This is a genomic window from Streptomyces sp. ADI96-02 (assembly GCF_003846185.1).
Classification (GTDB): domain Bacteria; phylum Actinomycetota; class Actinomycetes; order Streptomycetales; family Streptomycetaceae; genus Streptomyces.
This window is the reverse complement of the sequence record NZ_ML123034.1, coordinates 1,270,467-1,291,543: the sequence shown is the minus strand read 5'-3', so window position 1 is coordinate 1,291,543 and position 21,077 is coordinate 1,270,467. Positions and strand designations below refer to the sequence as shown.

The following is a 21,077-nucleotide window of genomic DNA, read 5'->3' as shown; positions in this document are numbered from 1 at the left end:
GGCGTCAGCGTGCTGCGGCGTCGAGAGATTCCCGCGCGGCGGCGGCCACGTGCTCGGGGGTGAAGCCGAACTCGCGGAACAGCACCTTCGCGTCGGCCGAGGCGCCGAAGTGCTCCAGCGAGACGATCCGTCCGGCGTCGCCGACGTACCGGTGCCAGGTCAGGCCGATGCCCGCCTCGACGGCGACGCGCGCCCTCACGGACGGCGGCAGGACGCTGTCCTTGTACGCCTGGTCCTGCTCCTCGAACCACTCGACCGACGGCATCGAGACGACCCGGGTCGGCACGCCGGCCGCCTGGAGCTGCTTGCGGGCCTCGACGGCCACGTGGACCTCGGAGCCGGTCGCGACGAGCAGCACCCGCGGCTCGCCTCCCTCGGCCTCGAACAGCACGTAACCGCCCTTGGCCGCGTCCTCGTTGGCCGCGTACGTCGGCACGCCCTGGCGGGTCAGCGCCAGACCGTGCGGGGCGCCCTTGCCGAACACCTTGGTGTAGCGGCGCAGGATCTCGCGCCAGGCGATGGCGGTCTCGTTCGCGTCGGCCGGGCGTACGACGTTCAGGCCCGGGATGGCGCGCAGCGCCGCCAGGTGCTCGACCGGCTGGTGGGTCGGGCCGTCCTCGCCGAGGCCGATGGAGTCGTGCGTCCACACGTACGTCACCGGCAGGTGCATCAGCGCGGAGAGCCGCACCGCGTTGCGCATGTAGTCGGAGAACACCAGGAACGTGCCGCCGTAGATACGGGTGTTGCCGTGCAGCGCGATGCCGTTCATGGCCGCGGCCATGGCGTGCTCGCGGATGCCGAAGTGGATCGTGCGGCCGTACGGGTCCGCCTCCGGCAGGGGGTTGCCCGCGGGGAGGAACGACGAGGTCTTGTCGATCGTGGTGTTGTTCGAGCCGGCGAGGTCGGCGGAACCGCCCCACAGCTCGGGGACGAAGTCGCCGAGCGCCTGGAGCACCTTGCCGGAGGCCGCGCGGGTGGCGAGGCTGTGGCCCGTCTCGAAGACCGGAAGCCGCTCCTCCCAGCCCTCGGGCAGCTCGCCCGCGGCGATCCGGTCGAAGTCGGCGGCGCGGGCCGGGTCGGCCGTGCGCCACGCGGCGAAGGACTTGTCCCACGCGGCGCGGGCCTCGCGGCCCCGGTCGAGCGCCTGCCGGGTGTGGCCGATGACCTCGTCGGAGACCTCGAAGGACTTCTCCGGGTCGAAGCCGAGGACCCGCTTGGTCGCCGCGACCTCGTCGTCGCCGAGGGCCGAGCCGTGCGCGGCCTCGGTGTTCTGCGCGTTCGGGGCGGGCCAGGCGATGATGGACCGGGCCGCGATGAACGACGGGCGCTCGGTCTCGGCCTTGGCCGCCTGAAGCGCCGCGTACAGACCCGCCGGGTCCAGGTCGCCGCTGGGCAGCTGGTCGACGCGCTGGACGTGCCAGCCGTACGCCTCGTACCGCTTCAGGGTGTCCTCGGAGACCGCGGTCTCCGTGTCGCCCTCGATGGAGATGTGGTTGTCGTCCCAGAGCAGGACCAGGTTGCCCAGCTTCTGGTGACCGGCCAGCGAGGACGCCTCGGCGGAGATGCCCTCCTGGAGGCAGCCGTCACCGGCGACGACCCAGACCATGTGGTCGAACGGGGACGTGCCCGCGGCCGCCTCGGGGTCGAACAGGCCGCGCTCGTAGCGGGCGGCCATCGCCATGCCCACGGCGTTGGCGACGCCCTGGCCCAGCGGGCCGGTCGTCGTCTCCACGCCGGTGGTGTGGCCGTACTCCGGGTGGCCGGGCGTCTTGGAACCCCAGGTGCGGAAGGTCTTGAGGTCGTCCAGCTCCAGGCCGTAGCCGGCCAGGTAGAGCTGGATGTACAGGGTCAGGCTGGAGTGGCCCGCCGAGAGGACGAACCGGTCGCGACCGGTCCACTCCGCGTCCGCGGGATCGTGCCGCATCACCTTCTGGAAGAGGGTGTACGCGGCGGGAGCCAGGCTCATCGCCGTGCCCGGGTGGCCGTTTCCGACTTTCTGTACGGCGTCCGCGGCGAGGACGCGGGCGGTGTCCACGGCCCGCTGGTCCAAATCGGTCCACTGGAGGTCTGTGGTGGTCGGCTTGTTGCTCACCCTGAGTCAGGGCTCCTCTCCACTGTCGTAAACCGGTGACGGGTGCCGTACCGGGCGCTGTCGAGCCTACCCCCGTCGCCAGGCACACTTTCCGAGCACTTTCCAGGGTGGGGGCGACCCGTGCGGTCCGCCTCCCGGGAGAATGTCCCCGCCGCCGCCGAGTCACCCCCAACACGACCCCACCCCCGCGAAGGAGGGCGTAACGGCAACGTCTACAGTGGTCGGGTTCGCGCAAGTCTTCACCGGGCCTCCTCGCCCGGAGCTTGCTGGGATTTCTCTGTCAGGGGTGTGCGTGACGGCCGTCGAGTCCCGACCCGCAGGGGTCGCCTTGACTCCCAGCCCAGGGGGCCATCGCCCGTTCGGGGCCCGCGTCAAGGCATTCGTGGCGCTTACCAAGCCACGGATCATCGAGCTGCTGCTCATCACCACCGTTCCGGTGATGTTCCTCGCCGCCCAGGGTGTGCCCGACCTGTGGCTCGTCCTCACCACCACCGTCGGCGGATACCTCTCCGCGGGCGGCGCCAACGCGCTCAACATGTACATCGACCGCGACATCGACGCGCTGATGGACCGTACGTCGCAGCGCCCGCTGGTCACCGGCATGGTCAGCCCCCGCGAGTGCCTGGCCTTCGGCATCGCCCTCGCGGTGGTCTCCACCGTGTGGTTCGGACTGCTCGTCAACTGGCTCTCCGCCGCGCTCGCGCTCGGCGCGCTCCTCTTCTACGTCGTCGTCTACACGATGCTGCTCAAGCGCCGTACCTCGCAGAACATCGTCTGGGGCGGCATCGCGGGCTGCATGCCGGTCCTCATCGGCTGGTCCGCCGTGACGAACTCCGTGTCCTGGGCCGCGGTCATCCTCTTCGCCGTCATCTTCTTCTGGACGCCGCCGCATTACTGGCCGCTGTCGATGAAGGTCAAGGAGGACTACGCCCGGGTCGGCGTCCCGATGCTCCCGGTCATCGCCTCCAACCGGGTGGTCGCCCGGCAGATCGTCCTCTACAGCTGGGTGATGGTGGCGGTCTCGCTGCTGCTGACCCCGCTGGGGTACACCGGGTGGTTCTACACCGCGGTGGCCCTGGTGACCGGCGGCTTCTGGCTCTGGGAGGCCCACGGCCTCCAGAACCGCGCCAAGGCCGGTGTGACGGGCGGCAAGCTCAAGGAGATGCGGCTGTTCCACTGGTCCATCACCTACGTCTCCCTCCTCTTCGTCGCCGTCGCGGTGGACCCCTTCCTCCGCTAGGGCCCGTCCGATAATTCCCGCCTGACGCCGCGCGGCCGGCCTGCCGGCGACGACGGGAATCGGTCAGACAGGCCCCAGCGCTCCTCCCTCCGTAAGTCCGCCGACGGGCGGGCCACGTGGCCCAAGCCACGCGGCCCGCCCGTCGCCAGTGGATCTACTCGTCGGTAGCATCGTGTCCATGGCAGAGACGGCAGCAGACGCAGCAGACACCGAAGAGACCGGCCGCGCCGACGCCCGGCGCGCGGCCCGCGCGGAGCGCAGGGCGGCGAGGCTCGCCCGCGAGATCGGCTCCTTCGCCAAGGAGCACGGCGGGGCCGAGGGGCAGCTTGCCTACATCGGCCAGGCGGGCGCGCGCATCGTCCTGGTCGGCGCGGACGGCGCCTGGGGCGACCTGGTCGCCCCGACGTACGCCGTCGCCGAGAGCGCCGCGCACAAGTCCGGGATCACGATGCACGAGGAGTTCGACGGCGAGTTCGCCGCCCGGGTCCGCACCGGCCCGTACGAGTGGTCGCGCATGGCGGGCATCCAGGTCGGCGGACCGTCCAACGACCGCTGACGCTCACTCCGCCGTAAGGGCCGGGACACGGCGAAGGGGGCGGCGGGCATCGGCCCGCCGCCCCCTTCGGGGTCGTTCCTCCGGCTCAGCCCGCCGGGGCGGACGCCGGTTCGGCCCGCTCGGCCGAGGGGCCCGGGAGCGGGGCGGGCACGTCGTCGCCGCGCTCGCGCATGCTCAGCACGACGCGCAGGGCGGCGATCCACAGCAGCGCCGAGCCGAGCATGTGGACGCCGACCAGGATTTCGGGTACGTCGCTGAAGTACTGCACATAGCCGATGGCGCCCTGCGCGAGCAGCACGATCAGCAGGTCGCGGGCGCGGGCCAGGGTGTCGGCGGGCGCGTCGGCCACGCGCAGGGCCAGCCACAGGGCGATGGCGAGGGCGCAGACCACCCAGGCGGCGATGGCGTGCACATGCGCGGCGGCCGACCAGTCCCACGGCATGCGCGGTACGTCGCTGCTGTCCCCGGCGTGCTTTCCGGAGCCGGTGACCGCGGTGCCCAGCACGATGAGGACCACGGTCGTCGCGAGGATCGCCCAGGACAGCCGGCGCACCGGCAGCGGCGCGCGCGGGCGGGGCGGTCCGTCGCCCTCGCCGATCCGGACCCAGGTGATCACGGTGACCGCGAGCAGGCAGTTGGCGAGCAGGAAATGCCCGGCGACGGTCCACGGGTTGAGGCCGGCCAGGACCGTGATGCCGCCGAGGACGGCGTTCCCCAGCACGATCCAGAACTGCGACCAGGCCAGCCGGACCAGCTTGCGGCGGCGCGGGTTGAGGGAGCTGACGGCGACGATCGTCCAGCCGACCGCGGCCGACAGGACGTAGGTCAGCATCCGGTTGCCGAACTCGATGGCGCCGTGGATGCCCTCTTCGGGCGTCGCGAACAGGCTGTCGTCCGTGCACTTGGGCCAGGTGTCGCAGCCGAGGCCCGAACCGGTCAGCCGGACGGCCCCGCCCGTGACGATGATGAGGACGCTCATCACGACGGCGGAGAGCGCGGCACGCTTGACCACCTTGGTGGAGGGCGTCCAGCGCTTGGCGATGGAGGAGATGGGGGTTTCCACGCCGACCATCGTAGGCGGGGGCTTGTGCATGTTTTCACGAGGGGTGGGTTCGTACCTGGATGCCCGCGAAAGTCCTTACTCCCAGCGGAAGAACCGGGCCGCCGCGCCGAGCCCCAGCACGGCCCAGAGCGCCAGGATTCCGGCATCGGCCCACGGCATCGCGGCCCCGTGCTGGAGGACGTCCCGCAGGCCGTCGGAGAGCGCCGAGATCGGCAGCAGTTCCAGCACCGACCGCACGGCGTCCGGGAACTTCTCCAGTGGCACGATGACGCCGCCGCCGACCAGCAGCAGCAGGAAGACCAGATTGGCGGCGGCCAGCGTCGCCTCCGCCTTCAGCGTCCCGGCCATCAGCAGCCCGAGCCCGGAGAACGCGGCGGTGCCCAGCACCAGGAGCAGCAGCACGGAGAGCGGGCCGCCCTGCGGGGACCAGCCGAGAGCGAGGGCGATGACCGTCAGCAGCGCGATCTGGAGCACCTCGGTGACCAGCACCGACAGCGTCTTCGCGGTCATCAGCGCCCAGCGCGGCAGCGGCGAGGCCCCGAGCCGCTTGAGCACCCCGTAGCGGCGCTCGAAGCCGGTGGCGATGGCCTGCCCGGTGAAGGCCGTCGACATCACCGCCAGCGCCAGGACGCCCGGGGCCAGGAAGTCGACCGACGCGCCCGCGCCGGTGTCCACGATGTCGACCGCGCTGAACAGCACCAGCAGCAGCGTCGGGATGATCACCGTCAGCAGCAGCTGCTCGCCGTTGCGCAGCAGCATCCGGGTCTCCAGCGCGGTCTGCGCGGCGATCATGCGGGGGAGCGGGGCGGCGCCGGGGCGCGGGCTGTACGTACCGGCGCTCATGCGCGCAGCTCCTTGCCGGTCAGTTCGAGGAAGACGTCCTCCAGGGTGTGCCGCTCGACGGAGATGCCGTCCGGCATGACGCCGTGCTGCGCGCACCAGGAGGTGACGGTGGACAGGAGCTGCGGGTCGATCCGGCCGGTGATGCGGTAGACGCCGGGCGCCGTCTCGGCCGCCCCGGAGCCGTCGGGCAGCGCCTTGGCGAGCGAGCCGAGGTCCAGGCCCGTACGGCCGGTGAAGCGCAGGGTGTTCTCGGCGCCGCCCCGGCACAGCTCCTCCGGGGTGCCCCGGGCGATGACCCGGCCCGCGTCGATGATGGCCACGTCGTCGGCGAGGGCTTCGGCCTCGTCCATGAAGTGCGTGGTCAGCACGAGCGAGACGCCGTCGGCGCGCAGTTCGCGGATCAGCTCCCAGGTGGAGCGGCGGGCCTGCGGGTCGAGGCCGGCGGTGGGCTCGTCCAGGAAGACCAGCTCGGGGCGTCCGACGACCGCCATGGCGAGCGCGAGGCGCTGCTGCTGGCCGCCGGAGAGCCGCCGGTAGGCGGTGCGTCCGCAGCCGCCGAGGCCGAGGCGTTCGATCAGGGCGTCCACGTCGAGGGGGTGGGCGTGCAGCTTCGCCATGTGGCGCAGCATCTCCTCGGCGCGGGCTCCGGAGTAGACGCCACCCGACTGGAGCATCACGCCGATCCGGGGGCGCAGCCGTCCGGCGTCGGCGACCGGGTCGAGTCCGAGGACCCGCACGGTGCCCGCGTCCGGGCGGCGGTAGCCCTCGCAGATCTCGACGGTGGTGGTCTTGCCCGCGCCGTTCGGGCCGAGTACGGCGCTCACCGCGCCGGCCGGGACCGCCAGGTCGAGGCCGTTCACCGCGGTCTTCGCGCCGTACCGCTTGACCAGGCCCCTGACCTGTACGACGGGCTCGTTCTCCATGGCCGGTAAGTCTAGGCAGGGGCCCGGAGCGGGCGGGTCCCGGGGGCAGATTAGGTAACCCTAAGTGACGAACCACACCGTAGATCGTTTCGGACTGTGGTTGTCAGGGTCGAACGAATTACGCAACAATGGTGTTGTGAAATACGTCGGCGGGACTCCGCAGGAAGAGTTCGCGACCGGTGAGCGCTCCACGCGCAACCGGGTCGCGCGCTCGATCCTGGACCACGGTCCGTCCACCGTCGCCGAGCTCGCCGAGCGCGTCGGCCTCACGCAAGCCGCCGTCCGCCGGCACCTCGACGCCCTCGTCTCCGACGACGTCGTCGAGGCCCGCGAGCAGCGGGTCTACGGAGCGCGCACGCGCGGCCGGCCCGCCAAGGTCTTCGCCCTGACGGACTGCGGCCGGGACGCCTTCGACCAGTCCTACGACAAGCTGGCCGCGGACGCGCTGCGCTGGATCGCCGACTCCGGCGGGGACGAGGCGGTCGCCGCCTTCGCCCGCGCCCGGATGGCGTCCATGGGCGAGGCGTACCGTGCCGTCGTCGAGTCCGCCGAGCCCGAGCGGCGTACCGAGGCGCTGGCCAGGGCCCTGACCGCCGACGGGTACGCTGCTACGGCGCGAAGCGCGCCGGGCCCCCAGCGGGGCGAGCAGCTGTGCCAGCACCACTGCCCGGTGGCGCATGTCGCCGAGCAGTTCCCACAGCTGTGCGAGGCGGAGACGGAATTCTTCTCCAGCCTCCTCGGGACCCATGTGCAGCGTCTGGCCACCCTCGCCCACGGCGACGGCGTGTGCACGACGTACGTGCCGCGCAGCGGCCACGCAGCACCCCCACAGACCACCCATTCAGCATCTGCAAGCACGGCCGGGAGGAACCCCGCATGACGCTCCCCACGGAGACTGCCCACCCTGAGCTCGAGGGTCTGGGTACGTACGAATTCGGCTGGGCCGACTCCGACGCGGCAGGCGCGGCGGCCAAGCGCGGCCTGTCCGAGGCCGTCGTCCGCGACATCTCGGAGAAGAAGAACGAGCCGGAGTGGATGCTGAAGCTGCGGCTCAAGGGCCTCAAGCTCTTCGGCAAGAAGCCCATGCCGAACTGGGGCTCCGACCTCTCGGGCATCGACTTCGACAACATCAAGTACTTCGTGCGGTCCACGGAGAAGCAGGCGGAGTCCTGGGAGGACCTGCCCGAGGACATCAAGAACACGTACGACAAGCTCGGCATCCCCGAGGCGGAGAAGCAGCGCCTGGTCGCCGGCGTCGCCGCGCAGTACGAGTCCGAGGTCGTCTACCACCAGATCCGCGAGGACCTGGAGGAGCAGGGCGTCATCTTCCTGGACACCGACACCGCGCTGAAGGAGCACCCGGAGCTCTTCAAGGAGTACTTCGGCACCGTCATCCCGGTCGGCGACAACAAGTTCGCCTCGCTGAACACGGCCGTGTGGTCCGGCGGCTCGTTCATCTACGTGCCCAAGGGCGTCCACGTCGACATCCCGCTCCAGGCCTACTTCCGTATCAACACGGAGAACATGGGCCAGTTCGAGCGGACGCTGATCATCGTCGACGAGGACGCCTACGTCCACTACGTCGAGGGCTGCACCGCCCCGATCTACTCCTCGGACTCGCTGCACAGCGCCGTGGTCGAGATCATCGTCAAGAAGGGCGGGCGCTGCCGCTACACGACCATCCAGAACTGGTCGAACAACGTCTACAACCTGGTCACCAAGCGGGCCGTGGCCTACGAGGGCGCGACCATGGAGTGGGTCGACGGCAACATCGGCTCCAAGGTGACCATGAAGTACCCGGCCGTCTACCTGATGGGCGAGCACGCCAAGGGCGAGACGCTGTCCATCGCCTTCGCGGGCGAGGGCCAGCACCAGGACGCCGGCGCCAAGATGGTCCACATGGCCCCGAACACCTCGTCCAACATCGTCTCCAAGTCGGTGGCGCGAGGCGGCGGCCGTACGTCCTACCGCGGCCTGATCGAGATCGGCGAGGGCGCGCCGGGCGCGAAGTCCAACGTGCTCTGCGACGCTCTGCTCGTCGACACCATCTCGCGCTCGGACACCTACCCCTACGTCGACGTCCGCGAGGACGACGTGTCGATGGGCCACGAGGCGACCGTCTCCAAGGTCTCCGAGGACCAGCTCTTCTACCTCATGAGCCGCGGACTCACGGAGTTCGAGGCCATGGCGATGATCGTGCGCGGCTTCGTCGAGCCGATCGCGAAGGAGCTGCCCATGGAGTACGCCCTGGAGCTCAACCGGCTGATCGAGCTGCAGATGGAGGGTTCGGTCGGCTAGGTCCTCGCCCGAGGACCACCGGGACGGCCCGCGGCGGCCGTCCCCGCCCTACCGAACGCCCCGAGTTCTTGACTGAAGAAAGCGAGCACTACGACAGCCATGGCTGAGGCTCAGAACACTCCGGCGGGCTCCACCACCGCCGGCTCCATCGCGGTGGCCGCCGAGTCCACCGTCGCCACCCGCATGAGCGCACCCCCGTCCTTCGACGTCGCGGACTTCCCCGTTCCGCACGGCCGCGAGGAGGAGTGGCGCTTCACGCCGCTGGAGCGGCTGCGCGGGCTGCACGACGGCACCGCCGTCGCCACCGGCAGCGGTGTGAAGGTCGCGATCGACGCGCCCGAGGGCGTCACCGTCGAGACCGTCGGCCGCGACGACGCGCGGCTCGGCAGGGCCGGCACCCCGGTGGACCGGGTCGCTGCCCAGGCGTACTCCTCCTTCGCACAGGCATCCGTCGTCACGGTCGCCAAGGACACCGTGCTCACCGAGCCGGTCCGGATCGCGGTGCACGGCGAGGGCGGTGTGGCCTACGGCCACCAGGTCATCGAGCTGGAGGCATTCGCCGAGGCCGTCGTCGTCATCGACCACACCGGCGACGCGGTGCTCGCCGCCAACATCGACTACGTCATCGGCGACGGCGCCAAGCTGACCGTCGTCTCCGTCCAGGACTGGGACGACACGGCCGTCCACGTCGGCCAGCACAACGCGCTGGTCGGCCGGGACGCCTCCTTCAAGTCGATCATCGTCACCCTCGGCGGCGACCTCGTCCGCCTGCACCCGCGGATCGCCTACGCGGCCACCGGCGGCGAGGCGGAGCTCTTCGGCCTGTACTTCACCGACAAGGGCCAGCACCAGGAACACCGCCTCCTGGTCGACCACAACACCCCGCACTGCACGTCCAACGCGGTGTACAAGGGCGCCCTCCAGGGCGACGGCGCGCACGCCGTCTGGATCGGCGATGTCCTCATCCAGGCCGCGGCCGAGGGCACCGACACCTACGAGATGAACCGGAACCTCGTCCTCACCGACGGCGCCCGGGTCGACTCGGTGCCCAACCTGGAGATCGAGACCGGCGAGATCGTCGGCGCCGGACACGCCTCGGCGACCGGCCGCTTCGACGACGAGCAGCTTTTCTACCTCCAGTCCCGCGGCATCCCCGCCGAGGAGGCCCGCCGCCTGGTCGTGCGCGGCTTCTTCGCCGAGCTGGTCCAGCAGATCGGCCTGCCGGACGTCGAGGCGCGGCTCATCGAGAAGATCGAGGCCGAGTTGAAGGCGTCCGTCTGATGTCCTTCGTCAGGGCCTGTGCGCTGAGTGAGCTGGAGGACGACACCCCGAAGCGGGTGGAGCTCGACGGCACACCCGTCTCCGTCGTCCGCACCGAGGGCGAGGTGTTCGCGATCAACGACATCTGCTCGCACGCGAACGTGTCGCTCTCGGAGGGCGAGGTGGAGGACTGCATGATCGAGTGCTGGCTGCACGGATCGTCGTTCGACCTCCGCACCGGCAAGCCGTCCGGCCTACCCGCGACGCGCCCCGTCCCCGTATACCCCGTAAAGATCGAAGGGGACGATGTGCTCGTCTCCGTCACCCAGGAGTCCTGAGTCACCCATGGCAACGCTTGAAATCCGCGACCTGCACGTCACCGTCGAGGCGGACAACGCCACGAAGGAGATCCTCAAGGGCGTCGACCTGACCGTGAAGCAGGGCGAGACCCACGCCATCATGGGCCCCAACGGGTCCGGCAAGTCCACCCTCGCGTACTCGCTGGCAGGTCACCCCAAGTACACGATCACCGGCGGCACGGTCACCCTGGACGGCGAGGACGTCCTGGAGATGTCCGTCGACGAGCGGGCCCGCGCCGGCCTGTTCCTCGCCATGCAGTACCCGGTCGAGATCCCCGGCGTCTCCGTCTCCAACTTCCTGCGCACCTCCGCCACCGCCATCCGCGGCGAGGCCCCCAAGCTGCGCACGTGGGTCAAGGAGGTCAAGGAGACGATGGCGCAGCTCCAGATGGACCCGTCCTTCGCCGAGCGCAACGTCAACGAGGGCTTCTCCGGCGGTGAGAAGAAGCGCCACGAGATCCTTCAGCTGGAGCTGCTCAAGCCGAAGATCGCCGTCCTGGACGAGACCGACTCCGGCCTGGACGTCGACGCGCTCAAGACGGTCTCCGAGGGCGTCAACCGGGTCCGCGAGTCGGGCGAGGTCGGCACGCTGCTGATCACGCACTACACCCGCATCCTGAAGTACATCAAGCCCGACTTCGTGCACGTCTTCGCCAACGGCCGCATCGCCGCGTCCGGCGGCGCCGAGCTCGCCGACAAGCTGGAGAACGAGGGCTACGAGGCTTACACGAAGGGTGGCGCTTCCGCGTGACTGACGCCCGACCGGGGCTCTCCGGCCTCCTCGACACCGAGGCGATCCGCAAGGACTTCCCGATCCTGGACCGCACGGTCCACGACGGGAAGAAGATCGTTTACCTGGACTCCGCGGCGACCTCGCAGAAGCCGCGTCAGGTCCTCGACGCGCTCAACGAGTACTACGAGCGGCACAACGCGAACGTGCACCGCGGCGTCTACACGATCGCCGAGGAGGCCACCGCGCTGTACGAAGGCGCCCGTGACAAGGTCGCGGCCTTCATCAACGCACCCAGCCGCGACGAGGTGATCTTCACCAAGAACGCCTCGGAGTCGCTGAACCTCGTGGCCAACATGCTCGGCTGGGCGGACGAGCCCTACCGGGTGGACCGCGACACGGAGATCGTCACCACCGAGATGGAGCACCACTCCAACATCGTGCCGTGGCAGCTGCTCTCGCAGCGCACCGGCGCGAAGTTGAAGTGGTTCGGCATCACGGACGACGGCCGGCTCGACCTGTCCAACATCGACGAGATCATCACCGAGAAGACGAAGATCGTCTCCTTCACCCTGGTCTCCAACATCCTGGGCACGGTCAACCCGGTCGAGCAGATCATCCGCCGCGCCCAGCAGGTCGGCGCGCTGGTCTGCATCGACGCCTCGCAGGCGGCCCCGCACATGGTGCTCGACGTGCAGGCGCTCCAGGCCGACTTCGTGGCCTTCACCGGTCACAAGATGGTCGGTCCGACCGGCATCGGCGTGCTCTGGGGACGGCAGGAGCTCCTGGAGGACCTGCCGCCGTTCCTCGGCGGCGGCGAGATGATCGAGACCGTGTCGATGCACTCCTCGACGTACGCCCCCGCCCCGCACAAGTTCGAGGCCGGTACGCCCCCGATCGCCCAGGCCGTCGGCCTCGGCGCGGCCGTGGACTACCTCTCGGCGATCGGCATGGAGAAGATCCACCAGCACGAGCGGGCGATCACCGAGTACGCGGTGCGGCGGCTGCTGGAGGTCCCGGACCTGCGGATCATCGGTCCGGCGACCGCCGAGGACCGGGGAGCCGCGATCTCCTTCACACTCGGCGACATCCACCCGCACGACGTGGGCCAGGTCCTCGACGAGCAGGGCATCGCCGTCCGGGTCGGCCACCACTGCGCGCGGCCGGTCTGCCTCCGGTACGGAATTCCCGCGACCACGCGAGCGTCGTTCTATCTGTACTCCACGCCCGCCGAGGTCGACGCCCTGGTGGACGGACTGGAGCACGTCCGGAACTTCTTCGGCTGAGGGCTGACTGGTGAAGCTTGATTCCATGTACCAGGAAGTGATCCTGGACCACTACAAGCACCCCCACGGGCGCGGCCTGCGGGACGGCGACGCCGAGGTGCACCACGTCAATCCGACCTGCGGCGACGAGATCACGCTCCGGGTGAAGTACGACGGCGACACCATCGCCGACGTCAGCTACGAGGGGCAGGGCTGCTCCATCAGCCAGGCCAGCGCCTCCGTGCTGAACGAGCTGCTCGTCGGCAAGGAGCTGTCCCAGGCGCAGAAGATCCAGGAGACCTTCCTGGAGCTGATGCAGTCCAAGGGCCAGCTGGAGCCGGACGACGCGATGGAGGAGGTGCTGGAGGACGCGGTCGCGTTCGCCGGCGTCTCCAAGTACCCGGCCCGGGTCAAGTGCGCGCTGCTGAGCTGGATGGCGTGGAAGGACGCGACGGCCAAGGCGCTGTCCGAAGGGAAAACCGCATGAGCGACAAAGAGACCGCGACCATGAAGCCGGCCTCCGAGGAGGAGGTCCGCGAGGCCCTGTACGACGTCGTCGACCCCGAGCTGGGCATCGACGTCGTCAACCTGGGCCTCATCTACGGCATCCACGTCGACGACGCCAACATCGCCACCCTCGACATGACCCTGACGTCGGCGGCCTGCCCGCTGACCGACGTCATCGAGGACCAGGCGAAGTCCGCCACGGACGGCATCGTCAGCGAGCTGAGGATCAACTGGGTCTGGATGCCGCCGTGGGGTCCGGACAAGATCACGGACGACGGCCGCGAGCAGCTGCGCGCGCTCGGCTTCAACGTCTGACCGCGCGGCGGACCGGTGCGACACGCCCCGGTCCGACCGCGAACGGCCATGCCCGCCAGGCAGACTGGCGGGCATGGCCGTTCGCTTGTACCACCTCGCCGTCGACGCCCACGACCTGCCGCGCCAGGCCCGCTTCTGGTGCGCGGTGCTCGACTGGCGGGTGCTGTTCGAGGCCGAGGACGAGATCGTCATCGGAGCCGACGAGACGGCCTGGCCGGGCATGTGCTTCCTGCCCGTACCGGAGTCGAAGACCGTCAAGAACCGGCTGCACCTCGATCTCGCCCCCGACGACCAGGCCGCCGAGGTCGAGCGCCTGATCGCGCTCGGCGCCCGGCGGGTGGACGTCGGACAGGGGCCGGACGCGACGTTCGCGGTGCTGGCCGACCCCGAGGGCAACGAGTTCTGCGTGCTCCGCCCGAAGCGGACGCTGACGGACTGAGCCCGGCGTCAGCCCTGGGCGGGTGGCGGGCCGTACTGCTCGGGCAGTGTCCGCCCCGCCCGCCTCGGCCAGGACCGGGCCCAGATTCTCGGTGCGCATCCGGCGGTCCACGTAGAGCAGGCCGAGCATCAGGGGCGGGAAGATCGCCGTGAAGACCTTCCCTCTGGTAAGTCCGCACTGTTTCTCCCCAGGGGGCCTCAGTACCTGCGTTGCAGTGGGACGGTGACGTCGTCATAGCGTGCCTGCCAGGGGTGCCAGGTCGCTGCTGCGGGCTGCCATGTAGGAGATGGGTACGCGCATGAGTGCGTCTTTCTGTCGATGAGGATTCGGACAGTGCGAAGCCCCGCCCGTGTGCCACGGAGGCGACGCACGGACGGGGCCGACCAGGTGACCGCCTACGCGGTCAGTCCGGGCTCGAAGTAGCCCGGCGTCCGGAACAGGCCCGCGAACGTGCCGGGGCCGTGGCGGTCGTCGAGCCATGCCCCGAGCGTCGTCGTGTCGCCGCTGATGACGGCCGCGAGCAACCGCGTGTGGCACTCGTTCTCTTCCCCCGGGGCGAACTCCCCGAGGAAGTGTAAGTACCGGCGGTTCACGCCTATTTCGTAGTTCCGAAGTGCGGAGGCGTATTGCGCCCGCTCTGCTCTTTCCGAAACGTCCACTGCTCGCTGACTGTCCTCTTCGGTGAGCGTTCCCGTCACATCTCGGAATGCGAGTGCGCCCAGAACGTCTACGGGTTCCGTGATGTCGAAGCGCTCGGCTGCTTTCCGGGTGATGGAGCGCGCTTCCCTGTCGCACGCCCCTTCCATGACGACTCCGAGATTTCTCGTGTGACGGCTTCCGTATGCGTCGGCGACCGAGTACGAGTGTCCGGTTGCGCGGCGGTAGTTGATTCCGTACTGGGTGCGCACGGGCAAGCCCGCCACTTCTACATATCGCCGACGCGATCCGTAGTGAAGGCAGTCATGGGTGTACGCGCGCAGCAGGTCGAGCAGCGCCAGGCCGGGACGCTCGGGGATTCGTCGTTCCATGGGGCCGTGCATGGTGATGACGGCGACCATTTGGAGATGCCGGTATCCCTGGTCCGGGTGGTGGAATCCGCCGAAGGCCCCCGGGCGCGTGGATTCGCAGCCGACCAACACGCGGTCGAGCGGCAGCATCCGCGATAGCCCGTAGTCGGTGTATCGGCGCTTGGCGTCCTCCACACCAGCGTCAAAGGGCGTGGTGTCGATCCCGTCGGCCGCCCATCGGCTGAGGATTTCCGAGAGTGGGCGGAATACGTGGGCGTGGTGCTTGTCCGTGAGCGGGGACGCGTCGGCGCGCATGGCGGAAAGGGCTGCTATTGCCCGCGCTCCCGTGACGGACTCGTTCGGGGCGAGTTCCGTCAGGTCGGGAACCCGTCTTGATGAGTTGAATGTGAGACTCTTGCATGCCCTCCGGGAGCATGCCCGAGCTGAACCATTTCGCCTCCAGAATCTCGAAGCCGTCAATCTTGAGCGTTCCACCCACGTACAGAGCCTCGTACGCGATTTCCACACGGAGCTTATATCCGCTGGTTACCTGAACGAGTCGCCCCGGCACCACGTCAAGGCCCGTTTCTTCTTTGACCTCGCGAACAATGGTCTTCGGGAATTCCTCGCTCTTGATGGCGTATCCGGTAGGAAGACCCCATGGGCGATCGGCGGGCCACATGCGGTGCTTCAGCAGCAGGACTTCCCCTGCCTCATTGCGCACAATTCCCGTGACACCAACCATGAATTTGGCGTGCGCGAACCACAGGACGCGCCATTGCAGCGGGCCGCGAATCAGTTTCCACATTCGCGCAACGATTCGCTTCATATGCACCCTTTCGATAAGGCAAGCACGTTCGGTGCTTGCGATGCTGGCTCAACCTATGCAGTGAGGCGCAGGTCACGCCCGGCTTCTGCGGACCCGCCCCGACCGTTCGACCTGTCCCGGGTTTCCAGCACCGGAGCGGGAGTTGGAGCCCGTTCCCCTCGCGGGTCTGTGCAATCAGCACGGGGGAGCCGTGCGACACCGCGAGGGGAACGGGGATCAGTGACGGCCTGTCGCCGCCAGTGTGGGAGGCGCTGTTGCCATAGCGGCGACCGCGAACACGATCTTGGCCCGCGCGAAGTGCCGAGCCTGTCCCACAGGCTGTCCCGCCGGGGGATGCAGTTCGGGCACCCCTCGGGGCGGAACGGCGACGGCGGATGCGTCGGCCCGGGCAGGTACGCCACGTGCCCTGTCCTGTCTTGCAGTCGCTCACGTGGCTATCGTCACCGTTGGCCTTGGCATGGTCGCGGTCTATGGCGACCTTGTCGCAGTGCGCGCATCCGGCGACAGGCTGAGGAGACGGCAGCGGTCCAAACGGCGGGGCGTCGGTCCTCCCTGTGGTGCCTGCGTGCGTCGTGGTCTGGCTCGCCATGATCACCAACTCGCTATTCGATCAAGTCTGCTTCGGGCGTTGGCTGTTGCCCCACAGAAGCGCGACTGACGCCACGAGACCACGGCAGAAAGGCCGCAGTTTCGCCGCACGCCGGCCGCACTGGCTACGCTGGCCAGGGAAGACGCGCCGGCGCGAGAGGGGACGGGCCACGATGAGCAGCCGGCGACGGAGGTTGGCGGAGCGCCGGAAAGCGTGCGGGCTCAACCAAGAGGGATTCGCGGAAGCGGTAGGTGTTGACCGCTCGACCGTTCAGCGCTGGGAGGGCGGCAAGAATGGCCCTCAACCGTGGCAGCGTCCGAGAATCGCGAAGGTGCTGGGGGTCACGTCGGCAGAACTGGACGCGCTGATGGTGCCCGACGCTTATGCTCCGCCTGCATCGCGCAGTGGCTGGATTGCCACCGATCTACCTGACGATGACGATGAATTCGATGCACTTGAACTCGCCCGGCGAGTATCGGCAAGTGATGTGGGTCGGGAAACGCTGGACCGTCTCGAATCTTCATTTGATGACCTAGCCATGAAGTATCCCGTATCCCCGCCCCAGGATCTGCTACGGCGAGTCCGTAAGCATTCTTCATATGTGGCGCGTCTTATGGATGCACGCATGACCCTTGCAGAGCAACGCCGTCTGCACGTCGTCGGTGGTTGGTTCCAATTGCTCGGGGCCACACTCCATATCGACTTGCATCAGGACGATGCGGCGACAGCCCGTTTGCAGACAGCGGCGACCCTGGCGCAACACTCGGAGCACCGCGAGATAGAAGCATGGTGTTATGAGACTGACGCTTGGAGGGTCCTCACGGAGGGTGATTACAAGCGTGCTCTCGAACTTTCGCTGATTGCACAGAACTTGGCACCCGCCGGAACCTCGGCTGCAATACAAGCCACCGCGCAGGAAGGGCGGGCGAGAGCGCGACTCAGAGAGGGGAAGGGGGCATATTCCGCTATCGAGCGTGTCCATCACATGTCGGCCGGAATGGTTCCAGGAAAAGGAACCGAGCACCATTATCAATATGACCCGGGCAAGGCCCTTGCCTATACCGCGACAACGCTGGCATGGGTAGGAGATCCAGCGGCCGAAGGCTACGCACGCCAAGTAATCGCCAAACTTGCTCCCGATGACGATGTAGAGAAATGGCCTCGGCGCGTGGCTTCAGCAAATATTGACCTGGCATTGGCCCTGCTCGGAAGTGACCGACTGGACGAAGCGTGCGACGCTGCGCAGCGCGCAATCCTATCGGGTCGCATCGTGCCGTCCAATCATTGGCGTGCACTGGAAGTCGTAAAGGCCGTAGAGAATCGGCAGCTCTCCGAAGCCTGCGATTTGAGAGAGGCGTATCAGGAGCTGAAGGCGTTTCCGGAAGGCGATATGTAGGTGGAATTTGCAACCGGGTGTGGGCGGCTCAGATGCAAGGCTCCCGATGGTCAAACCCTATGGGCTCGATCATTGGGGGCAAGAGAACAAATTTTCGGGGGTCATGGCGTTCCACGGAAACGCGCTATTGAGCCACGCGAGTTTTTGCCTCCCTGCCGATCTGGAACGGGAGGGGAGAGGAGCCCCCGGTTGTCGAGTGCGTCCGCCCGCCTTTGCCACTCGGCCGCAGAGTGCTTGGATTCTGCCGCCCCTGCTGTTCCTGGTGCTCCCGGAACTCCGCGAGCGTGGCCAGTAGTTCGGGCTCCGGGTCGTCCCCGGGGGATCTCGACTACGTGAGTCGTCTGGACCGGGCCGACCACGCGCAGGAACTCGGTTTTCAACGTGCTCGTCCGCCCGGCAGGCGCGCACGTCGGCGGGCAGCCCGCACGCGTCGCCTCTCACCGAGCTGTCGCACGTGTAGAAGGGGTGCACGCTTACGCCGTTCTTTGTCGGCCTGGACAGGTACATGCGGCCCCCGCGCATCTTCCAGCCGAGCAGCGTTTCGTTACGCAACATCCGCGCAATGACAGCGGGGGTCCACCTCGGACGACCCCTTCAATGATCGTCACCGCGCCGAGGTCTGGTACGAGCGTCCACCCGATACCGCCGAACTCGGCGGGCACGGGGGCGGGCATATAGCCGTACGGCGGACGACCGCCACCCCGCCACCGAAGCGGCATTTTCCGGATGGCAGCGATAGCGCCGGTAACACAGTCCTTGATGCTCTGCGCTTCCACTTGTGCCGCAAAGGCGAGCATCATCATGGGGAACTCGGCCATCGGGTCAACCGGATTGCGGAAGTCGGAGACGAGCTTGCCCCCGCCGACTCCCTCGGCGAAGACGAGCATCTTTCGTTGCTGCTCTGCCCACTTGGCAAGGTCGTGCATGTCGCTCATGGACCGGATGGCACGGTCAAAGGGCCACCGGACAAGCACGTCGTACCGCTCGGGTCGGGCGAGCCACGCGCCGAGGGCGGGGCGGTCGAACGGGGCAATACGGTTCCGTGTGTTGGGCGACCCCGAGGGCGATGAGTTCTGTGTGCTCCGCCCGAAGCGGACGCTGACCGGCTGAGCCCGGCGTCAGCTCTGGGCGGGTGGCGGGCCGTACTGCTCGGGCAGTGTCCGCCCTGCCGCCTCGGCCAGGATTGGGCCCAGGTTCTCGGTGCGCATCCGGCGGTCCACGTAGAGCAGGCCGACCATCAGGGGCGGGAAGATCGCCGTGAAGAGCTGGGCGACCAGCTGGCTGACGAGCGACAGCAGCATCAGGCCGCCGAACAGGGCGATCATCTCCCCGCCGCTCCGTTCGGCGGTCGTGTCCGCGCGTTCGAACAGGCCGGGGAGCGCGCCGGCCAGCTGGAACGGTCCCTGGATCATGAGCGCGATGACGGCGGCCATCGCGTACGCGAGCAGCCCGACGCCGAAGACCCGCCACCAGCTGTCGCGCACCAGCCGGGCCGAGCGGCGCAGGGCCGCGACCGGGCGCTGCTTCTCGAAGACCACGATCGTCGGGGCCAGGCTGAACCGCACATAGAGCCAGGTCGCCGCCGGGGCGACGAGCAGCGCGCCGAGGAGGCCGAACCACATCATCGGCAGGACGCCGTGCTCGTCGCCCAGCGATACGAGGTAGACCATCAGCCCGGCGAAGGCGGTCATGAAGAACGCCATCGGGATGATCGCGACGAGCCCCATCACGAGCGCGGTGCCGATGACGGACCAGGCCCGCGACCACGCCCGGCTCCAGACGGCGCCGAAGCGGATCGGGCGGCCGAGGACGGCCTCCTGGAGGACCACGGGCACCGCCGCCTGCACCACGGCCGAGGCCAGCAGGTAGGCGGCGACGCCGAGGACCATCAGGACGCTGAACGCGACGCCCAGCGGGACCAGTTCCGCCGCATCGGGGGCGTCCGGGGAGCCGGACGTCAGTTCGTCCCACTTGCTCGCGACGGTGGACGCGGCGACCACCAGCGCGACGGCCATCACGAGCGTCGCCGCCCCGAACAGCGTCAGCGCCATCCCGATCAGCGGCTTCCAGTACCGCCCGAGCGTCGAGAAGGCGCCGCTGAGGATGTCCGAGACCCTCAGCGGCGCCAGGGGTATCACGCCCGGTTTGGGCGGTGCCGCCCAGCCACCGTTCCAGCCGCCCGCGGGCCCGGGCGCGCCCCCGGGATACGGCCCCCCGCCGTGAGGCGCGCCCCCGTACGGGCCACCGCCCCACCCTGCATCCTGCGCCACTGCGTCTCCGTCGTGTCGTCGGCCCGTGTACCGGGCCGTGTTGTCGGTCGGCACACCGTAGCGCTCCCGACGCGGGCCGATGATATGTACGGCCGTACGCAACGTTGAGTACCGTCGCACCCATGGGATACGCATACGGACTGCTGGCCGGCGCCATCGCGGCGGAGGTGGCCGGGACGACGGCCATGAAGTACAGCGAGGGCTTCACCCGCCTGTGGCCCTCGCTCGCCACGGTGGTCGGCTACGTCATCGCCTTCACGCTCCTCGCGCAGACGCTCAAGACGCTGTCCGTGGGCACCGCGTACGCGATCTGGGCCGGGGCCGGCACCGCCGCGGTCGCGGCCATCGGCATCCTGTTCCTCGGGGAGTCCGCCGGTGCGGTGAAGCTCGCGGGCATCGCGCTGATCATCGTCGGGGTGGTCGTGCTCAACCTGGGCGGCGCGCACTGATGGCCCGGCGGTACGACCCCGACCGGCGCACCCGCATCGTCGACGCCGCCCTGCGCGTGGTCGCGGCGCACGGGATGGCGGGACTCAGCCACCGCACCGTCGCGGCCGAGGCCGACGTGCCCCTCGGCTCGACCACGTACCACTTCGGCTCCCTCGACGAACTGCTGGTCGCCGCCCTGCGCCGGCTCGACGAGAACTTCGCGCGGACCCTCCGGGAGAGCCCCGTCCTCGCGGCGGAACCGTCCGGCGAGGACGGCGGCGGCCCGGCCGGCCTCGCCGATGAGCTGACCCGGCTGCTGGAGCGGTGGTTCGCCGGTGAGTCCGGAGCCGCGGAGCTGGAGTACGAGCTGTACCTGGCGGCCCTGCGCCGACCCGCGCTGCGCCCGGTCGCCGCCGAGTGGGCCGACGCGGCCGTCGGCGTACTGTCCCGGCACACCGATCCGGCCACCGCACGCGCGCTCGTCGCGCTGATGGACGGCATCTGCCTCCGGGCGCTACTCACCGGCTCCGCCTTCGACGCCGGCCACACCCGCGAGATGCTGGCGAGGATCATCCCCGCGCCCGGCGGCGCACGGGCGGGCGCTTCGCCGGAGGCCGGAGGCTGAGACCGGTTGGCCCGGGCGGGCCGCCGCCGGTTAGGTTGCTGT

Annotated in this window: 21 protein-coding genes and 1 pseudogene; 14 read left to right on the top strand and 8 right to left on the bottom strand. The window is 69.1% G+C overall.

Going from position 1 to position 21,077, the window contains the following annotated elements; translation table 11 throughout:
* Window positions 1-4: 4 nt before the first annotated feature.
* A complete protein-coding gene (gene tkt / locus EES43_RS05665; RefSeq protein WP_124267677.1) occupies window positions 5-2,092 on the bottom strand; it encodes a transketolase in 2,088 nt (695 codons plus the stop codon).
* A 286-nt stretch (window positions 2,093-2,378) separates the two neighbouring features.
* On the opposite strand from tkt, the gene EES43_RS05660 reads away from it, so the two are divergent.
* Window positions 2,379-3,332 carry a heme o synthase gene (locus EES43_RS05660; protein WP_164493119.1) on the top strand — a complete coding sequence of 318 codons (954 nt, stop codon included), beginning with the start codon at window positions 2,379-2,381 and terminating at the stop codon, window positions 3,330-3,332.
* 178 nt (window positions 3,333-3,510) lie between these two features.
* Window positions 3,511-3,888: a hypothetical protein gene (locus EES43_RS05655; protein ID WP_124267676.1), complete on the top strand. Its 378-nt coding sequence runs from the start codon at window positions 3,511-3,513 to the stop codon at window positions 3,886-3,888.
* An 85-nt stretch (window positions 3,889-3,973) separates the two neighbouring features.
* Here the strand turns inward: EES43_RS05655 and EES43_RS05650 are convergent, their stop codons facing one another.
* The 3 genes from EES43_RS05650 to EES43_RS05640 form a co-directional block, all read right to left on the bottom strand.
* A complete protein-coding gene (locus tag EES43_RS05650) occupies window positions 3,974-4,960 on the bottom strand; it encodes a COX15/CtaA family protein (protein WP_124271800.1) in 987 nt (328 codons plus the stop codon).
* 66 nt (window positions 4,961-5,026) lie between these two features.
* Window positions 5,027-5,794, bottom strand: coding sequence for an ABC transporter permease (locus tag EES43_RS05645; RefSeq protein WP_124267675.1), 768 nt, complete (start codon window positions 5,792-5,794; stop codon window positions 5,027-5,029).
* Complete coding sequence (locus EES43_RS05640) at window positions 5,791-6,717, bottom strand: ABC transporter ATP-binding protein (protein ID WP_124267674.1); 927 nt, start codon at window positions 6,715-6,717, stop codon at window positions 5,791-5,793. Before EES43_RS05640 ends, EES43_RS05645 begins: the two co-directional genes overlap by 4 nt.
* Before the next feature lie 136 nt (window positions 6,718-6,853).
* Here EES43_RS05640 and EES43_RS05635 point away from each other — a divergent pair, with 136 nt between their 5' ends.
* From EES43_RS05635 to EES43_RS05595, 9 genes are all read left to right on the top strand, one after another.
* Window positions 6,854-7,597 (top strand): helix-turn-helix transcriptional regulator, encoded by a 744-nt coding sequence (locus EES43_RS05635; protein WP_124267673.1) that lies wholly within the window; start codon window positions 6,854-6,856, stop codon window positions 7,595-7,597.
* Entirely contained in the window at window positions 7,594-9,015 is a 1,422-nt protein-coding gene (sufB, locus tag EES43_RS05630; protein ID WP_124267672.1) for a Fe-S cluster assembly protein SufB, read from the top strand. Before EES43_RS05635 ends, sufB begins: the two co-directional genes overlap by 4 nt.
* A 99-nt stretch (window positions 9,016-9,114) precedes the next feature.
* Complete coding sequence (gene sufD / locus EES43_RS05625) at window positions 9,115-10,296, top strand: Fe-S cluster assembly protein SufD (RefSeq protein WP_124267671.1); 1,182 nt, start codon at window positions 9,115-9,117, stop codon at window positions 10,294-10,296.
* Window positions 10,296-10,613 carry a bifunctional 3-phenylpropionate/cinnamic acid dioxygenase ferredoxin subunit gene (locus EES43_RS05620; RefSeq protein ID WP_124267670.1) on the top strand — a complete coding sequence of 106 codons (318 nt, stop codon included), beginning with the start codon at window positions 10,296-10,298 and terminating at the stop codon, window positions 10,611-10,613. The genes sufD and EES43_RS05620 overlap by 1 nt, the downstream gene beginning before the upstream one ends.
* 7 nt (window positions 10,614-10,620) lie before the next feature.
* A complete protein-coding gene (gene sufC / locus EES43_RS05615) occupies window positions 10,621-11,385 on the top strand; it encodes a Fe-S cluster assembly ATPase SufC (protein ID WP_124267669.1) in 765 nt (254 codons plus the stop codon).
* Complete coding sequence (locus EES43_RS05610; RefSeq protein ID WP_124267668.1) at window positions 11,382-12,650, top strand: cysteine desulfurase; 1,269 nt, start codon at window positions 11,382-11,384, stop codon at window positions 12,648-12,650. Before sufC ends, EES43_RS05610 begins: the two co-directional genes overlap by 4 nt.
* A gap of 10 nt (window positions 12,651-12,660) precedes the next feature.
* A complete protein-coding gene (gene sufU, locus EES43_RS05605) occupies window positions 12,661-13,116 on the top strand; it encodes a Fe-S cluster assembly sulfur transfer protein SufU (protein ID WP_164493118.1) in 456 nt (151 codons plus the stop codon).
* Window positions 13,113-13,451, top strand: a complete 339-nt coding sequence (locus tag EES43_RS05600) for a metal-sulfur cluster assembly factor (protein WP_124267666.1) — start codon at window positions 13,113-13,115, stop codon at window positions 13,449-13,451. Before sufU ends, EES43_RS05600 begins: the two co-directional genes overlap by 4 nt.
* A 73-nt stretch (window positions 13,452-13,524) precedes the next feature.
* Window positions 13,525-13,890, top strand: a complete 366-nt coding sequence (locus tag EES43_RS05595; RefSeq protein WP_124267665.1) for a VOC family protein — start codon at window positions 13,525-13,527, stop codon at window positions 13,888-13,890.
* A 395-nt stretch (window positions 13,891-14,285) separates the two neighbouring features.
* On the opposite strand, the gene EES43_RS05590 is transcribed toward EES43_RS05595, so the two are convergent.
* The gene (locus tag EES43_RS05590) at window positions 14,286-15,212 is read right to left on the bottom strand and encodes a hypothetical protein (protein WP_206429995.1); all 927 of its coding nucleotides are present in this window, start codon (window positions 15,210-15,212) and stop codon (window positions 14,286-14,288) included.
* Between the two features lie 76 nt (window positions 15,213-15,288).
* Window positions 15,289-15,726: pseudogene (locus EES43_RS05585) on the bottom strand (NUDIX domain-containing protein); the annotation flags it as partial.
* Between the two features lie 761 nt (window positions 15,727-16,487).
* On the opposite strand from EES43_RS05585, the gene EES43_RS05575 reads away from it, so the two are divergent.
* Complete coding sequence (locus EES43_RS05575; RefSeq protein ID WP_124267663.1) at window positions 16,488-17,711, top strand: helix-turn-helix transcriptional regulator; 1,224 nt, start codon at window positions 16,488-16,490, stop codon at window positions 17,709-17,711.
* Between the two features lie 473 nt (window positions 17,712-18,184).
* Here EES43_RS05575 and EES43_RS31155 read toward each other — a convergent pair whose 3' ends face one another.
* Together EES43_RS31155 and EES43_RS05565 are read right to left on the bottom strand one after the other, a co-directional pair.
* A complete protein-coding gene (locus EES43_RS31155) occupies window positions 18,185-18,745 on the bottom strand; it encodes a recombinase family protein (RefSeq protein ID WP_277426086.1) in 561 nt (186 codons plus the stop codon).
* An 84-nt stretch (window positions 18,746-18,829) separates the two neighbouring features.
* Window positions 18,830-19,816: a hypothetical protein gene (locus EES43_RS05565; protein ID WP_124271798.1), complete on the bottom strand. Its 987-nt coding sequence runs from the start codon at window positions 19,814-19,816 to the stop codon at window positions 18,830-18,832.
* 287 nt (window positions 19,817-20,103) lie between these two features.
* Here EES43_RS05565 and EES43_RS05560 point away from each other — a divergent pair, with 287 nt between their 5' ends.
* Together EES43_RS05560 and EES43_RS05555 are read left to right on the top strand one after the other, a co-directional pair.
* On the top strand, window positions 20,104-20,430 hold the full coding sequence (locus EES43_RS05560; RefSeq protein WP_124267662.1) for a DMT family transporter: 327 nt from the start codon (window positions 20,104-20,106) through the stop codon (window positions 20,428-20,430).
* Entirely contained in the window at window positions 20,430-21,035 is a 606-nt protein-coding gene (locus tag EES43_RS05555) for a TetR/AcrR family transcriptional regulator (protein ID WP_124267661.1), read from the top strand. Before EES43_RS05560 ends, EES43_RS05555 begins: the two co-directional genes overlap by 1 nt.
* Window positions 21,036-21,077 lie beyond the last annotated feature (42 nt).

Coding starts and splice junctions, on each gene's coding strand:
- EES43_RS05655 (WP_124267676.1), top strand. CDS start 3,511: ATGGCAGAGACGGCAGCAGACGCAGCAGACACCGAAGAGACCGGCCGC.
- EES43_RS05600 (WP_124267666.1), top strand. CDS start 13,113: ATGAGCGACAAAGAGACCGCGACCATGAAGCCGGCCTCCGAGGAGGAG.
- EES43_RS05620 (WP_124267670.1), top strand. CDS start 10,296: ATGTCCTTCGTCAGGGCCTGTGCGCTGAGTGAGCTGGAGGACGACACC.
- EES43_RS05645 (WP_124267675.1), bottom strand. CDS start 5,794: ATGAGCGCCGGTACGTACAGCCCGCGCCCCGGCGCCGCCCCGCTCCCC.
- EES43_RS05650 (WP_124271800.1), bottom strand. CDS start 4,960: ATGGTCGGCGTGGAAACCCCCATCTCCTCCATCGCCAAGCGCTGGACG.
- EES43_RS05640 (WP_124267674.1), bottom strand. CDS start 6,717: ATGGAGAACGAGCCCGTCGTACAGGTCAGGGGCCTGGTCAAGCGGTAC.
- EES43_RS05560 (WP_124267662.1), top strand. CDS start 20,104: ATGGGATACGCATACGGACTGCTGGCCGGCGCCATCGCGGCGGAGGTG.
- sufB (WP_124267672.1), top strand. CDS start 7,594: ATGACGCTCCCCACGGAGACTGCCCACCCTGAGCTCGAGGGTCTGGGT.
- sufD (WP_124267671.1), top strand. CDS start 9,115: ATGGCTGAGGCTCAGAACACTCCGGCGGGCTCCACCACCGCCGGCTCC.
- EES43_RS05595 (WP_124267665.1), top strand. CDS start 13,525: ATGGCCGTTCGCTTGTACCACCTCGCCGTCGACGCCCACGACCTGCCG.
- sufC (WP_124267669.1), top strand. CDS start 10,621: ATGGCAACGCTTGAAATCCGCGACCTGCACGTCACCGTCGAGGCGGAC.
- EES43_RS05590 (WP_206429995.1), bottom strand. CDS start 15,212: ATGCGCGCCGACGCGTCCCCGCTCACGGACAAGCACCACGCCCACGTA.
- EES43_RS05575 (WP_124267663.1), top strand. CDS start 16,488: ATGAGCAGCCGGCGACGGAGGTTGGCGGAGCGCCGGAAAGCGTGCGGG.
- EES43_RS05555 (WP_124267661.1), top strand. CDS start 20,430: ATGGCCCGGCGGTACGACCCCGACCGGCGCACCCGCATCGTCGACGCC.